This window comes from Congregibacter sp. (assembly GCF_965660375.1).
Taxonomy (GTDB): Bacteria; Pseudomonadota; Gammaproteobacteria; order Pseudomonadales; family Halieaceae; genus Congregibacter.
The window spans coordinates 1-15,766 of record NZ_CBFHZO010000028.1 but is presented as its reverse complement, the minus strand read 5'-3'; the positions used below and the strand labels follow the sequence as shown (position 1 = coordinate 15,766).

9 protein-coding genes are annotated in these 15,766 nt (G+C 57.4%); 3 read left to right on the top strand and 6 right to left on the bottom strand.

Annotation, left to right across the window (positions count from 1 at the left end; all coding sequences use genetic code 11):
* Positions 1-16: 16 nt before the first annotated feature.
* The 5 genes from aceF to ACTG3T_RS02305 all read right to left on the bottom strand — a co-directional run bounded on the left by aceF (position 17) and on the right by ACTG3T_RS02305 (position 9,007).
* Positions 17-1,792 carry a dihydrolipoyllysine-residue acetyltransferase gene (aceF, locus tag ACTG3T_RS02325; RefSeq protein ID WP_439100654.1) on the bottom strand — a complete coding sequence of 592 codons (1,776 nt, stop codon included), beginning with the start codon at positions 1,790-1,792 and terminating at the stop codon, positions 17-19.
* 46 nt (positions 1,793-1,838) lie between these two features.
* Positions 1,839-4,487 (bottom strand): pyruvate dehydrogenase (acetyl-transferring), homodimeric type, encoded by a 2,649-nt coding sequence (gene aceE / locus ACTG3T_RS02320; protein ID WP_439100653.1) that lies wholly within the window; start codon positions 4,485-4,487, stop codon positions 1,839-1,841.
* A gap of 266 nt (positions 4,488-4,753) precedes the next feature.
* Positions 4,754-7,648, bottom strand: coding sequence for an insulinase family protein (locus ACTG3T_RS02315; RefSeq protein WP_439100652.1), 2,895 nt, complete (start codon positions 7,646-7,648; stop codon positions 4,754-4,756).
* 4 nt (positions 7,649-7,652) lie between these two features.
* Positions 7,653-8,741: an AI-2E family transporter gene (locus tag ACTG3T_RS02310; RefSeq protein WP_439100651.1), complete on the bottom strand. Its 1,089-nt coding sequence runs from the start codon at positions 8,739-8,741 to the stop codon at positions 7,653-7,655.
* A gap of 2 nt (positions 8,742-8,743) precedes the next feature.
* Positions 8,744-9,007 (bottom strand): sulfurtransferase TusA family protein, encoded by a 264-nt coding sequence (locus ACTG3T_RS02305; RefSeq protein WP_439100650.1) that lies wholly within the window; start codon positions 9,005-9,007, stop codon positions 8,744-8,746.
* Between the two features lie 181 nt (positions 9,008-9,188).
* On the opposite strand from ACTG3T_RS02305, the gene ACTG3T_RS02300 reads away from it, so the two are divergent.
* Positions 9,189-10,691, top strand: a complete 1,503-nt coding sequence (locus tag ACTG3T_RS02300) for a M48 family metalloprotease (RefSeq protein WP_439100649.1) — start codon at positions 9,189-9,191, stop codon at positions 10,689-10,691.
* On the opposite strand, the gene nadA is transcribed toward ACTG3T_RS02300, so the two are convergent.
* Complete coding sequence (gene nadA / locus ACTG3T_RS02295) at positions 10,688-11,752, bottom strand: quinolinate synthase NadA (protein ID WP_439100648.1); 1,065 nt, start codon at positions 11,750-11,752, stop codon at positions 10,688-10,690. The two genes, ACTG3T_RS02300 and nadA, sit on opposite strands and share 4 nt — an antisense overlap.
* A 135-nt stretch (positions 11,753-11,887) precedes the next feature.
* On the opposite strand from nadA, the gene ACTG3T_RS02290 reads away from it, so the two are divergent.
* Both ACTG3T_RS02290 and ACTG3T_RS02285 read left to right on the top strand, forming a co-directional pair.
* Positions 11,888-13,708: a two-component system response regulator gene (locus ACTG3T_RS02290; protein ID WP_439100647.1), complete on the top strand. Its 1,821-nt coding sequence runs from the start codon at positions 11,888-11,890 to the stop codon at positions 13,706-13,708.
* Between the two features lie 95 nt (positions 13,709-13,803).
* Positions 13,804-15,723, top strand: a complete 1,920-nt coding sequence (locus ACTG3T_RS02285) for a S8 family peptidase (protein ID WP_439100646.1) — start codon at positions 13,804-13,806, stop codon at positions 15,721-15,723.
* Positions 15,724-15,766 lie beyond the last annotated feature (43 nt).

Sequence of the window (15,766 nt, the reverse complement as noted above, 5' to 3'; positions counted from 1 at the left end):
ACTGCCTCAACGGTGTTCAGAGCAGAAGTTTACGGATATCTCCAAGGAGCGCGCAAAGTTCGGTGAGAAAGCGACCGGCATCCCCGCCATTGACCACCCGGTGGTCATAGGAAAGCCCCAGAGGCAACTGCAGTCGGGGCTGAAAAGCCTGTCCGTCCCAGACCGGCTGCGTATCGGCGCGGCTCACGCCCAGAATAGCCACCTCCGGTGCATTGACGATAGGCGTAAATCCGCGCCCTCCGATGGATCCAAGACTCGATACGGTAAAACCACCGCCCTGCATCTGAGCGGGTTTGAGCTTGCGATCCCGCGCCTTGCCGGCAAGCTCAATCACTTCATCCGCCAGCTCCCAAAGCGTCTTCTGGTCCACATCACGAATCACCGGCACCACGAGGCCCGCCGGTGTATCCACGGCCATGCCGATATGGACATAGCGCTTGAGCGTCAGCGTGCTGCCTCCATCACTGAGGGAAGAATTAATCTTCTCGTTAGTTTTGAGTGCCACCGCGCAGGCTTTGAGCAGGAAGGGCAGAGGCGTCAGGCGCGTTCCCCGTTTCTCCGCTTCACCCTTGAGGGATTTTCGAAACGCCTCCATCTCGGTGATATCGGCATCGTCGAACTGCGTAACATGGGGAACATTGAGCCAGCTCCGCTGCATATTGGCGGCAGTCACCTTGTCGATTTTACTGCGATCTACCACATCCACCGGGCCAAAGGATGCAAAGTCCACCTCGGGGATAGGTGGTATCCCGGCGCCGCCACTGCTGGATTCAGGTGCGGCAAGCGCGCGGCTCACGTAGTCATGGAGGTCTTCTTTGAGAATGCGCCCCCGGGGACCACTACTCTTTACCGACTCCAGGGGGACGCCAAACTCCCGCGCGAGACGCCGGACCGCGGGACCCGCATAGACTTTTTTGCCGCCAGAGCCGGGGCCGGATTTCTCTGCCTGCGCATCGACCTGCTTTGATTGCGCTTCCGCTGCCTGCGGTACCTTTGCCGGCTTTTGCGTAGAGGCATCTGCGACGGTCTGGTCCGCTTTGCTGCTGGCGTCCGTGTCGGATTTCGCAGCAGCGTTAGCGCCTGAATCTGCGGCCACATCCATGAGCAGCAGCACATCGCCCGCTTTCACCTGCTGCCCCTCATCGACGCGCAGCGCGGTCACCACACCCGCCGAGGGTGACGGGACTTCCATAGAGGCCTTGTCAGTCTCCAGCACAACCAGGGTATCGCCTTCAGCGATGCTGTCGCCGACACTGACCGCCACCTCGATGAGATCCACAGCCTCATCAGTGCCGATATCCGGCACGGGGACCTCTATAGACTCCCTGGCGCCGGCATTCGCTGTGGCACTTTTGTGAGCGGCTTCTGGTTCTTCGGACTCGTCGGGCTTGTCGTCAGCGCGTTCAGCGGACAACTCTTCACTGCCACTATCGCTACTTCCGTCATCTTTGGCCGAGCTTTCGGCCTTACTTTTCTTTTCGGTGTTGGCACTGTCTGCGCTGTTGGCACTCTCTGCGCTGTTGGCACTCTCTGCGCTGTTGGCACTGTCATCACCCGCGGTTTTGATCACCGCAACTTCACCGCCCTCTGCCAGCTCGTCGCCTTCGCTGGCAAGGACTTCGACCACGGTTCCGGCGACGGTGGAGGGTATTTCCATGGAGGCTTTGTCGGACTCAAGCACGATGAGGCCCTGATCAACTTCAATACTATCGCCGACGCTCACTAACACCTCAACGACTTCAGCGGCATCGGAACCACCAATATCAGGGACTAGGACTGTTTCCTGTGCCACGGACTCTCTCCTTGCTGGCTACGACTGACGCGGCCTTGACTGCTTTTTATATCGTTGTGGGGTCTACCTTGTTCGGATCGATACCCAGGGCATCGCGCGCTGCAGCGACATCCTCGGCACTGAATTCACCTCGCGCAGCCAGGGCGCTCAGGGACGCCAGTACCACGAACTCGCGGCTCACTTCAAAGAAATGCCGCAGTTTGGCGCGGGTGTCACTGCGCCCAAAGCCATCGGTACCCAGAACGTACAGCGGCGCGGGACAGGCGGCGCGAAGCTGTTCGGCAAAACTCTTCATGTAGTCCGTGGCGATGACCACGGGAGCATCACTGCCCTGCAATTGCTCGGTAAAGAACGCCCTTCTCGGCTCTTCACCGGGATTCAACATGTTCCAGCGCTCCGCCTGCTTACTGTCGCGCTGTAATTCGTTGATGCTCGGCAGGCTCCAAACTTCCGCATCGACGCCATAATCATTGCGCAGCATCTCTGCTGCGGCCTCCACTTCCCTAAGGATGCTTCCTGCGCCGCAGAGCCGGAGACGGGGAGCATCACCGTCGGCACTTTTAAGGCGATACATGCCTTTGACAATGCCGGCTTCCACGCCGTCAGGCATCGCGGGCTGCGGGTAGTTTTCGTTCATGGTGCTGATGTAATAAAAACGATTTTCACGCTCGGAATACATGCGCCGCATGCCATCCTGAATAATCACTGCCAGTTCGTAGGCGTAGGTCGGGTCGTAGCTCACACAGTTGGGGATCGTTGCCGCCAACAGATGGCTGTGGCCATCCTGGTGCTGGAGCCCCTCGCCGTTAAGCGTGGTGCGACCGGACGTTGCACCGATGAGGAACCCCCGGGCCTGGCTGTCGCCTGCGGCCCAGAGCAAATCGCCGATGCGCTGGAATCCGAACATGGAGTAAAAAATGTAAAAGGGCACCATGGGGTAATTACTGGTGCTGTAGGACGTTGCCGCGGCGAGCCAGGCGGATCCGGCTCCCGCCTCATTGATGCCCTCCTCGAGAATCTGGCCTTTGATGTCCTCTTTATAGAACATGATCTGATCAGCATCGTGGGGCGTGTACCGTTGGCCCACGGAGGAATAGATGCCCAGTTGGCGAAACATGCCCTCCATACCAAAGGTGCGTGCCTCGTCGGGCACGATAGGCACTACGCGATGGCCGATTGCCTTATCTTTAGCCAGAGTGGACAACATGCGCACGAAGGCCATGGTGGTAGACACCTGACGATCACCGCTGCTCTTGGTCTGTGAAGAAAATGCGTCAAGACCGGGTACGGGGAGCACCTGCGCATCGCTGCGGCGCGCGGGTATGCAGCCACCCAGCTCTCGGCGACGCTCCCGCATGTAGCGCATTTCCGGACTGTTCTCATCGGGCCGGTAATAGGGCACTGACGCAAGATCATCGTCATCGATGGGAATCGCGAAGCGGTCACGGAAGGATTTCAGGGCATCCATGTTCAGTTTTTTCAGCGAGTGTGTTTCGTTACTCGCTTCTCCCGCCTCACCGGTGCCGTAACCTTTTACCGTCATAGCAAGAATCACCGTGGGCCGCTCAAACTGACCCGCCGCCTTCGCATAGGCTGCATAAACCTTGTAGGGGTCATGCCCGCCCCGATTGAGGTACATGATGTCGTCGTCAGAAAGATCCTTCACCAACTCCAGGGACTCGGGATATTTGCCGAAAAAATGTTCCCGGGTATAGGCACCCCCGTTGTATTTGTAATTCTGAAGCTCGCCGTCACAGACCTCGTCCATGCGTTTTTGCAGCATGCCGGACTCATCGCGCTCAAGCAGCGGATCCCACTTTCGTCCCCAGATAACCTTCAGACAGTCCCAGCCGGCGCCCCGGAACACGCCCTCCAACTCCTGAATGATTTTGCCGTTACCCCTCACAGGGCCGTCGAGACGCTGCAGGTTGCAGTTCACAACAAAGATGAGGTTACCGAGCTGCTCTCGACCCGCCAGAGAAATAGCACCGAGGGATTCCGGCTCGTCACACTCACCGTCCCCCATAAAACACCAGACGTTGCGGTCCTTCTGGTCCAGCAGACCCCGGTCGCTCTGATACTTCATGACTCGGGCCTGATAGATCGCCTGAATGGGCCCCAGGCCCATGGATACCGTGGGAAACTGCCAGTAGTCAGGCATCAGCCAGGGATGGGGGTAGGAAGACAAACCCTTGCCATCAACCTCGCGGCGGAAGTTGTCCAGTTGCTCCTCGTCGAGGCGCCCCTCAAGATAGGAGCGCGCATACATACCAGGAGCACTGTGCCCCTGATAGAACACCAGGTCACCCGGATGGCCATCCTCGGTGCCACGAAAAAAGTAATTGCAGCCGATGTCATAAAGAGTGGCTGAGGACGAAAAACTGCTGATATGTCCACCGAGACCATCGTCGTTGTCATTGGCCCGCATGACCATCGCCAGGGCATTCCAGCGCACCAGGGAGCGGATGCGACGCTCCATAAACAAATCACCGGGCATGGGCTTTTCGTCTTCAGGGCTGATGGTATTGCGGAAGGGAGTGGTGATAGAGGGCGGAAGGGGGACACCGGTATCCACGGCGTGCTTCGCCAGCTGAATCATCAGGTATCGGGCGCGACTATCACCACTCTCGCGCACTACACTATCAAGGGAATCGAGCCATTCCCGAGTTTCAATGGGGTCGTTGTCATCGATCATGAAAGAGGTCCCGTCCGCGCTGGCTGCAGAGGCTACCGAGCAGGCAGCGACCTGAAGCACCAGTAAGTTCTTTATTAGAATTTACTCGGGCGTGATAACAGCTCCGAGCTCGATAACCATCATCATACGGTGTATAAATTTTGATCACAAGCCCCGGTGAATCGCGACAGGGTTCTATTTAAGAACCCTGTTACAGCGGTGCAGGCTTATGCTGGACCTTGCTACCCGCTAATACGCTCCCCTTTGACAGGTGGCGGCCGGCCTCCTCATAGGGGCGCCAGGTCGACAGCAATCAGGTCGCGCCCCTTTTTAAGTGCTTGGGGGTCGTCAAACACTACATTACCCTCGATGTCCGGTGCTGCCTTTGCCCCGGCGCTCAAAGCGAGCAATGAACGGGGGTTTTCGAGGAACAGGTCACGATAAGCCGCTTGCCAGTCACTAAAGCTGATTGACTCCACCGCCGCTGCCATCTCCTGGGGGCCATCGAAAGACCATTCCCGTGAGGCGATGGACTGCCAATAAAACTCGGCCCGCTCCCCGAGGTTTTCCTGGGGTTTCAGAGTCGCGTTGATCAATGCCTGCTGATGACGCTGATACTGCTCCTCGGTGATGTCCCGAACCGTATCCGACAGAAACTGCTCCATAGCGCCCACAACGTGTCCCGCAGAGTGGGACGGGGATTGAACGAGGAGCATCAAGCCCGGCACGTCGTGCTGGGGCCAGTAAAAGCTGGAAACGATATAGCCCAACTGCTGTTCCGTGCGCAGCTGCTGAAAAAAACCGGACTCCGTAATCTGTCCGGTGAGCGCAACGATCGCCCGATCCCGCCAGGTCTGACCGCCACCCTGGAGGTACCAGGCCACGACCGCATCGTCATGCTCGATATCTGCGCGTAATTCCAGGGACTCATCGTCTGCCAATTGCAGCACCTTCGGCGCAAGAGCCGGCGCGCCCTCACCGTCACTCAGCACCACATCAAGAACCCTGGACATTTTTTGCACATCAGCGGGCGCATAGTTGCCGTACAACATTCCCTCCGCCTTCACTGACGCCCAGAATTGCTTGCGATAGGCATCCAGGCCGGCTACGTCCAACGCTTCCAAAGCGTCTATCAGCTCAGGCTCGTCGTAGGAGCCGGAACTCAAGGCCCGCCGCAGATCGTCTATCAACTGCGAGGAGGGTCGTCGCGCCACGGTGTTTTGAAGCCCCAGTACCAGGTCGCGACGCAGACGCTCGAAGCGTGCGGGATCGAAAGCCTGATCAGCGATTTTCACCAATAGATCTTCCAGAAGCGCCAACTGTTTATCGTTGTACCCACTTACGCGCATGCTGATGCCCTGGCCGTGGGTGTAAAAGTTGAAACCCAGGCCCGCAAGGAGGGCCGGATAGGTGTACTCACGAACCGCGTCCTTCACCATGCGCGTATACAAGGCAGAGGCGGCTTTTTGCTCGGCGGTGGCCGCAACCAGTGGTGAGCGAAAGCTCACGTACATCGCCCCTTTGGGCACGCGAAAGTCCTCGCTTTGCTTGAACCACAGACGCTTACGAGGTTCTTGTACACGCAGCTCAGGCAGTGGGGGATTACCATCTGCTAGCGCAACCAGCTCCACATCTTCGGCGATGAAGGGGTTTGGCTCGGGCAGGTGCAAACCGTCGATATCATCGCTCTCCCAGCGTGACAGCATAAGCGCCTCGGGACCGAGCTTGCTGTAGCCAACCTTATAGTAGGGCGATGTCAGGTCCGTGCTGACCTCAGGGGCAGTGAGCACCACCTGCGCTTTTTCCGGCGTTAAGGACTGAAGGGCTCCACTAATCATGGCCGCATCAAAATCACTCATGAGGTAGGGGCCCTGAAGCACGTCGGGATCGTCGTAGTAATGCATGGCCTTGCTGAGGCGACTGACATAGCCCATAGGTGCCGAAGGCTCTCTGAAGCGAAAACCCAGTTCAGCGACCGCAGCCTGCTCCTCGTACAACCACTCCCTGGGATCCTCAGAGCGCAATAACTCCAGATAGGCAAAGACGCCCTGAAGCACACGCTCGTATTCGGCAACGCCCTTCTCCGTGAGGCTTACGGTCAGAGACATCAACTCACCGCCACGCCAGCTGAGCCCCGTGCCGGAAGACAGGGCATCGGCCAGCCCCTCGCGCTTCAGCAGTGACAAGAGGCTTCCTTCTCCCTCATGACCCACGAGGTTCGACAGGTAGGTCATGGGCTTTACGGTGTAATCGCCCCGGTAGTCGGGAATCTGGAAATTCACTTCCAGCTGACGCAGGGTGCCCTGGGGCTTGATCTTCACGAGCATGGGCAGCTGTGCACCCACGAACAGCGGCTCATCGATCGGCTCCAGGTCCACGCCGCGGTTGGGCACGGCAGAAAACATGTCTGTCGCCATGTCCTCAAGAGAATCCAGGGGTTCGCGACCCAGGATCACCAGGCGCATAATGTCGGCAGAATAATGGTCCTCGTAAAACTGCAGCAGGTCATCACGCACCGTCGAGTCAGGTCGATCTGCAAGGCTCTCCAGGCTACCGACGGCAAACTGACTGAATGGATGCGCGGGGTTCATGGAAGCCTGAAAAACATCAAGCCCTCGACGTCCATCGCTTTTCAGTCCCATCTGATACTCGGCCTGCACGGCATTGCGCTCTCGATCCACGTAAGCGGCATCAAAGTTTGGCGAGATGAAGAACTGCGCAAACCGATCCAGGGCCCCCGGAAGGTGCCCGGCATCGATATCAAAGAAATAGTTGGTGTGCTCAAAGCTGGTATAGGCATTTCGGCTGCCTCCATGCTCCGTAACAAACTGCTCATACTCAGCGGCGTCAGGATACTTTTTCGTACCTAAGAACAGCATGTGCTCGAGAAAATGCGCCAGGCCACCCCGACCGTCGGGGTTGTCGCCACTGCCCACCTGCACGTCCAGCGAGGCTGCCGCTTTCGGGGTGTCGGGGTTGGATATGAGCAGGGTCTTCAGCCCGTTATCAAGCGTTATCAGACGGTAGGCAAAGCGGTCATTGGGGCTCTGCACCGGCGCATCAGCAGCCGACGTTTCCCCGGACAGTGACGCCAAATCAGGATTTGCACAGGCAATCAAAAGACCAAACAGCGCGTACAGACTTCCCTGCACCGCGCGCTTCGCGGTGATACGGATATGCATAGAATTACTCCGCAGAGTGAGCTAAAGGTTGAGTAGCGGCAACGGTTTCGGGTTTGGGCCAGGCGTTGATTACAGCCTTGATCAAAGTTGCGAGGGGTATTGCGAAGAACACACCCCACAAGCCCCAGATACCGCCGAAAAACAGCACCGCCACAATAATCGCGACGGGGTGAAGGTTAACGGCTTCGGAAAACAATAAGGGCACCAGGACGTTACCGTCTAACATTTGTATAACAAGATAGACCACCAACACCCAATAAAATTCCGGAGTAAGTCCCCACTGAAACAGCGCCACGGCGGCCACGGGAACAGTAATGAGAAATGCCCCGATATAGGGGATGATGACTGACAAGCCCACTAGCAACCCCAGAAGCGCAGCATAGCGAAGACCAAGCCCCGTAAAGCTGACATAGCTGGTCGCACCCACGATGATGATTTCCACCATCTTGCCCCGGGCGTAATTCGAAAACTGCACGTTCATCTCAGCCCAGATCCGGCTCAGCAGCGGGCGGCGCTCCGGGAGAAAGGACGTCACCCAGCGGGTAATCTGAGTCCTATCCTTCAACAGAAAAAACACGATGATAGGTACGAGCACTACGTAAACTAACAAGGTCATAAATCCTGGAATGCGGGCCAGCGTCACGGTGACGACCGTCTGCCCGAGACCGGCGATCTCTCCCTGAACCCCTGCCAGCAATTGATCAATTTGCGTCTGGCTGAAGACCTCGGGATACCTCGCTGGAAGCACCTCCAGGAGATCGCGCCCCTGATCGATCATGCGCGGAATTTCGGTTATGAGCCCGATGGACTGACGCCAAACCAGAGGCAGCAAACCCAGGAGCACCGCGAAAAAGGCCCCCATGAATGCGGTGAACGCCAGAAAAAATCCCAGCCAGGGTGGCAGCCCTAATCGGCAAAGCAGGTTCACCACGCCCTGCACAAGATAGGCAAGTACGATAGACGCCAAAAGCGGCGCAAGAATATCCCCTATGGTCGCAAGCAGCACCAGGGACAAAATGATGAGCACCAACAGGAGCACCGACTCTTCCTCAAAGAGATAGCGCTCGTACCATTTTTGTAGAATCTCAAGCATTCTCAGCTCTTGCGCAGTACAAAATGAAACTCATCATCCACATCCAGGGTTTGGAGCAGCTCGTGCCCGCTTTGCCTGGCAAACACCTCAAAATCCCGTCGCGAGCCGGCATCGGTGGACACCAGTAGCAGTGTTTGCCCGACTTCCAGTGCATTCAGACCTCGTTTTGCCATCAGCAAGGGCATAGGACAGCGATGGCCGCGGGCATCAACCCGCGCATCCACATCATGACCTATTCCCGCGTGAGATGCTTGCTCACTGCTCAAAGTCGTCTTCTCCCTCTCAAAATGTGTCAGCGTTTACTTTCTCTGCGCGCTCTCTGCGCCCTCTCTGCACGACCGATGGATAAGCTGCAGCTATCTGGAGAACTTCTACGCCTGAGAACCATCCAAGGGATTAATTCACCCAAAGCAAATCGATGACCACCGGACTCACGTAGAATACTGCATGCCGATGATCGCCACCAAACCAGCCCGCGGCCTCTTGCATCCGCGTTTTTGGAACCGACTTTTTATCTCCCTCTTGTCGGCGGCGCTGCTGTGCGTCACCGCACCCTCGCAGGCGCAGCGCACGGAAAAACTTAAAATCCCTAACCTGGGCGAATCGAGCAGCAGCTTGTTTTCTGCAGAGTACGAGTACCAGTTGGGTCGCGCCTGGCTACGCGTGTTCCGCAGCCAGGTGGCGACCGTCAACGATCCGCTGCTTTTTAGTTACCTGGAAGACCTTATTTTTCAGCTCGCGGCGGAGAGCGAACTTGAGGATCGACGCCTGGAACTGGTGGTTGTCGATAATTCAGCGATCAATGCTTTTGCAGTCCCCGGTGGCGTTATCGGGATTCACAATGGCCTGCTATTGCACGCCCAAACGGAGGACGAGCTCGCTACGGTCATCGCCCACGAAATCGCTCACCTGAGTCAGCGGCACTTTTCCCGACGGGTGGAGTTTGCCAAAACCCAGCAGCCATTGACTCTGGCGGCGATGCTCGCGGGATTCGTGCTGATGGCGACCGCCGGCGGCGATGCGGGCATGGCGGCGCTTGCGGCGGCCCAGGCGGCCGCTCAGGACTCGGCTCTGCGCTACTCTCGCAGTAATGAGGCAGAGGCAGACCGCGTCGCCATGCAGACCATTGTGAACGCCGGGATGGACCCCCACGCGGCCTCTGCGATGTTCGACCGGATGATGCAGGCCTCGCGCTACGCCACGGGCAGCCGCATTCCCGAATTCCTGCGTACGCACCCGCTATCGGAAAACCGCATTGCCGATACCCGCAATCGCGCCCGACAGTACCCAAAGCAGATCCGCCCCGCAAAGCTCGACTATCAGCTCATGCGTGCCCGCGTACTCAACCAACTCGCCGACACACCGGAGGAAGCTGCAGCCACGTTTCGAAAAGAGCTTGACGGCTCGCCGCGTTCCACGGCCGCCGCCCGCTATGGCCTTGTGCTGGCACTGACTGATGCAGGGCGCGGCGACGAAGCGGCATTGGAGCTGGACTCCCTATGGGCCGCGGAACCGGACAGGCTTGAATACGTGATCGCCGATGCGCGAATCGATATGGCCAAGAACGAGCCCCAGCGCGCGGTGCAGAAGCTCGCCGCCCGGCTGAAGCTAAATCCTCACAATCATGCGCTAACGATGACCTATGCGGAGGCGCTGATGCAGGACCAGCAGGCCCACGTTGCGGAGCAGGTGCTACTGGAGCAGAGCAAGCGCAAAGGTAACGACCCTTATCTCTGGTATCTTCTTGCAGAGGTTCAGGGCCTGTCAGGGAATATCATCGGCCTTCATCAGGCCCGGGCAGAGTATTTCATTCTCAACGGCATTCTTGACCAGGCGGAAAAACAGCTGCGCTATGCCCTGGAGCTTGTGCGCAACGATTACACCACCAGCGCCAAGATCAATGAGCGCATCAACGATGTTGCCGAAATGAAAGCAATGCTGGAGTCTTAGCGGCGCGACGCAGCCCGACTGGCGGAAAACTTCAGCATGCGTCGCAGCGGCACCATAGCCCGCTCGCCCAGGGCCGGATCGACGTAGATCTCATTATCTTGACGATCGAACACGCTGGCGAGAGATTGCAGCTCATTCATTGCCATCCAGGGGCAGTTTGCGCAACTGCGGCACGTCGCCCCATTACCCGCTGTGGGTGCGATGATGAATTGCTTATCCGGCGCTTCCTGCTGAAGTTTGTAGAAAATCCCCTGATCTGTCGCAACGATGAATTGAGGATTATCCATTTCTTTTGCGGCATTGATGATCTGGGTGGTTGAGCCAACGCGATCCGCAAGCTCCACGACGCTTTGAGGGGATTCCGGGTGCACCAGCACCGCCGCATCGGGATAAACGCGCTTGAGATCTTCCAATGCCCGAGCCTTGAACTCCTCATGCACAATGCAGGCGCCGTCCCACATCACAATGTCTGCACCGGTTTCGCGACGAACGTAGTCGCCCAGATGCCTGTCGGGAGCCCATAGGATCTTTTCGCCCTGTGCAGACAAATGCTCTGCCACATCCAGCGCAATGCTAGACGTCACCACCCAGTCGGCGCGCGCCTTTACGGCCGCCGAGGTATTTGCATAAACCACCACCTGGCGGTCGGGGTATTCATCGCAAAACGCGGAAAATTCGTCGGCCGGGCAGCCCAGATCAAGAGAACAGGTAGCCTCCAGTGTGGGCATAAGCACGCGCTTGTCCGGGGTAAGAATCTTGGCAGTCTCCCCCATAAAACGAACACCCGCGACTATCAGGGTCTCAGCCGGATGGTCATGACCAAAGCGCGCCATTTCCAGGGAATCCGACACACAGCCACCGGTCTCTTCCGCAAGGGCCTGAATCTCGGGGGCGGTGTAGTAGTGAGCCACTACTACGGCGTTATGTGCCGTGAGCTGCTCCTTGATTTTGGCAATAAGCACGCGCCGCTCTTCCGGCGACAATTGCTTCGCGGCATCTTTATCAAGGTGATGTTGGACCTGCTCGCGAATCGCTTGCAGACGATCGGAGGCGATAGTCATGCTGAACCTATGGGAATAACAACATAAAAATGGTAGCACAGAGCATAGATATTCGTCGTCTCTGCACTCAGGCAGTGCTGGGCATTAGCACGTCACAATGATAGCCTTTCTTATCTTCTATAACGACTCTAAGTTATGTCCAACGAGGTTTTCCAGCCGGGACAACGCGCTACGATTCTAGTCGCAGATGACGACATGAACGTGCGTCTACTGAGCCGTCAATGCCTCGAATCCGAGGGCATGATCGTTGTAGAGGCCGCAGACGGTCACGAAGCGCTGGAGGCTTTTGTTCGCGAGCGCCCGGACCTGGTCTTTCTCGATGTGGAAATGCCCGGCATGACCGGCCTGGAAGTCTGTCAGCGGATACGCGCGATGCCTCAGGGGGAAAACGTCCCCATTATGATTGTCACCGGCTCTGATGACCGGAAATCCATCGATGACGGCTTTGACGCGGGGGCTACGCAGTACAAAACCAAACCTGTTAACTGGTCACTGCTGGGACGCGACGTTCAATACATGCTGCGTGCAAGCAATGCCTTCAACAGCCTCAAACGCCAGGAGGACCGGCTCCGTTACCTTGCGTATTTTGACCCTCTGACCAGCCTGCCCAATCGTCGCAGCTTTAATGAGCAGCTCAACCGGATTCTCAAGCGCTCACAGCGTTTGGACTCCTTTTCAGCCCTGCTCTTCATCGACCTCGATAACTTCAAGCGTATCAACGACTCCATCGGACACGGTCGCGGTGACCGCCTTCTGGTAGAGATTTCCAAGCGGCTGATCAATGAGCTGCGAGAAGATGATGCGATCAGCTACTACACGGAAGGCAGCGCCGAGGACGAACAGAAGCACGACGGCAACACAGAAATTGCCCGACTGGGTGGCGACGAATTTACGGTAGTGCTCGCCGATGTGCAGCATACCGATGATGTTGAGCGCATTGCCCTTCGCATCATGAAGACGCTCTCGGAGCCTATTGCACTACAAACGCACAACCCGGTGGTGACACCCAGTATCGGTATTGCCATGTTTCCTCAGGATGGCCAGGATGCGGACAGTCTGGTGCGCAATGCAGACACCGCCATGTACGCGGCGAAGGCCGATGGCCGAGCCTGCTTCCGCTTTTACAACGAGGAAATGAACGCGCGCTCGGTGGAGCACCTCAAACTGGAGGAAGATCTTCGGGAGGCGATGCGCACGAATCAGCTGGAGCTTCACTATCAACCACAGGTGGAGACGGTCACGGGTGCAGTAGTCAGCCTCGAGGCATTGGTGCGCTGGAAACACCCAGAGCGCGGCATGATCTCACCGGCGGACTTTATCCCTGTGGCTGAAAGTACCGGCCAGATTATCGAGCTCGGCGAATGGGTACTCAAGGAAGTAGCGCGCCACTGCGTTTACTGGGATTCCATCGGCCTGGCAAGCTTCCGTGTCTGCGTGAATATCTCACCGCTGCAGTTCAACCAACCGGACCTGCTCCACTACGTGGAGGGCTTTTTATCGCGCTCAGGCCTGGATCCTGAGCGTCTGGAGTTGGAGCTGACCGAAAGCGCCATCATGACCGATGGCGAGAGCAACATCCTTAAGCTGTCGCAGTTGAAATCTCTCGGGCTGGATCTTGCCATAGACGACTTTGGTACGGGTTATTCGTCCCTGAGCTATTTGAGACGCTTCCCCATCAACACCCTCAAGATCGATCAAAGCTTTGTGGCTGATATGAACAGCGCCGATGGCGCAGCTATTGTGGATGCGATCATCGCACTGGCCAAAACCCTGAACATGCGTTCCATCGCCGAGGGCATCGAAACCGAAGAGCAGCTCGCCTATCTGGCCGAGCGTGGCGTCGACCTTATGCAGGGCTTTTACTTTGCCCGCCCCCTGTATCCCGAGGATGTGCCCAACGCCATCAGTCAGGATTATTCAGATACGATTGAACGAGTGCGGAAGTCCCGGAAATAAGACCCATGCGCCCATGGATTAACCAGAGCACCGCCCCGTTGTTCTGCGCGGCGATTTTGCCCTTTTTGTTCTGTTTACTGCCTGCATCCCTTGTCATGGCGTCAAATGAGACCGCGCATGCGAGCGGCGAAGACCTGCTGGTTATGCTGCAGGGATCAGATCTAGACGCCATTGTGCAAAGTATCGACCGGCACGGAGCAAAGGTCACTCACGACCTGCCTATCATCAGTGCCGTGGGAGCGCGGATGGACGCTGACCAGCTATCTGCCATCAAGGAAGAGACTCCTAGTATTAGCCGTATCATCGACGATCTGGCGTGGGAACCGGAGCCGGAAGCGCCTGATTTGGGCCAGTGTCCACTGCGCGCGGCCATTGAACTGCGTTGGCAAGGCGGGGTCGCATCCTGGCGCTTGTTTAACAAGTCTGAGCAACCGTTGCACGTCGCCCAGGGCAACCTCTCCTGGCCATCGGAACTCGGAACGCTCAAATCCGTGCACTGGGATTCATCGAGGCTGATTATCAAGGAGAACCCGGGCAGCGCACGAGACGTTGTATGGCAGGGAGAGCAGCCGCTCGAGCTCAAGCCAGGAAAATCCGTCGACCTGCGTCTTGAGTTTGAGAATTCGCCCAGGGCCAGTGATGCGCTGCAAAGCCAGCTGATATTGCAGGCCCGCGTCAATGATGACTGCATCACCGAGCTGGTACCCAGCTACTCCGAACCTCTGCTTGACAGCTACTACCCCACGGTCAGTGGCGCAGCACTTTTGCACAGCCACGGGGTTACCGGACGTGGCATTACGGTGGCAGTACTCGACTCCGGGCTGTGGGAGGCAAACCCTGAATTGAGGCTGGATACCCAAGGCGAAGAACGGGTGCTAGCCCGCTATGACGCAATAGCCGGCGTCGAAGTCGACGAGGCATTTGACGATAGCGGCCACGGCACGCACATGACCAGCGTTCTGGCCCGCAGCGGCGAGGTCACACGCAATGACACAGCGCGGCCCAGTTATCGAGGTATAGCGCCGGATGCCAAGCTGGCCGTAGTAAAAGCCTTTGGTGAGTCAGGTAAGGCTGGGTTTCTGGACATTGTTCGGGGGGTGCAGTGGATTGTGGACAATCGCGAACGCTTGAACATCCGGGTACTGAACCTGTCCTTCGCTGCACGACCCCGATGGCCGTACTGGAATGACCCGGTGAATCAGGCACTGATGCAAGCATGGAAGGCGGGTATTTTTATTGCGGCGGCTGCGGGCAACGAAGGCCCAGAGCCAATGACCGTCGGCTCTCCAGGCAATCTTCCCTATCTACTTACCGTAGGTGCCGTTACCGACTCATGGACAGAGAAAACTCGCCATGACGACTACATCCCGGACTTTTCGTCTCGGGGCCCAACACCTATGGGCCACATAAAGCCGGACCTTGTCGCAATGGGCGGGCACATCTCCGGCATCATCAGGCCCGGTTCATCTTTAAGTCGGCAGCTTCCGGAGTATTTGTTGCAGAGCGGGGAGTTTGTAATGACGGGCACATCACAAGCCACGGCGCTTGTATCGGGGCTTGTGGCGCTGATGCTGCAGGTGGAGCCTGGACTTAGTAATGATGAGCTGAAATGCATGCTCATAACCAGCGCTGAGCCGGCAATTGAGGTTGATGGCCGCTATGCCTACTCTCCTTTTGTGCAAGGTCAAGGCATGATGAACGTCCAGCGGGCATTGACCGTTGGCGCCAGACGCTGCCAGCAGGACTCTTTAGACATTGAAGCTGACATCGCTAGCAGTCAGCATTTTCAAGGGCCCGCCGTTTTCTCCAAAGATACGCCCCCCTACCTTCCCGGGCAGCCCGACATCATTAGTGATCGCCCAAGCGAGAGGGGTTTATCTGAGTCACGACGGTGGGGTGTGGGCGCCCATCTGCAACGTCTGACTGAAAAGCCCCTCTCGAGTCCCATCGATTGGTTGGAGATCTACAACATGGAACAACGGCGCATCGAAAAGCTAGCGACCGAAGAGCAGTAAACCCAGATACCCCAAACGGGGCACACCCCCACCTCCCGAAAGT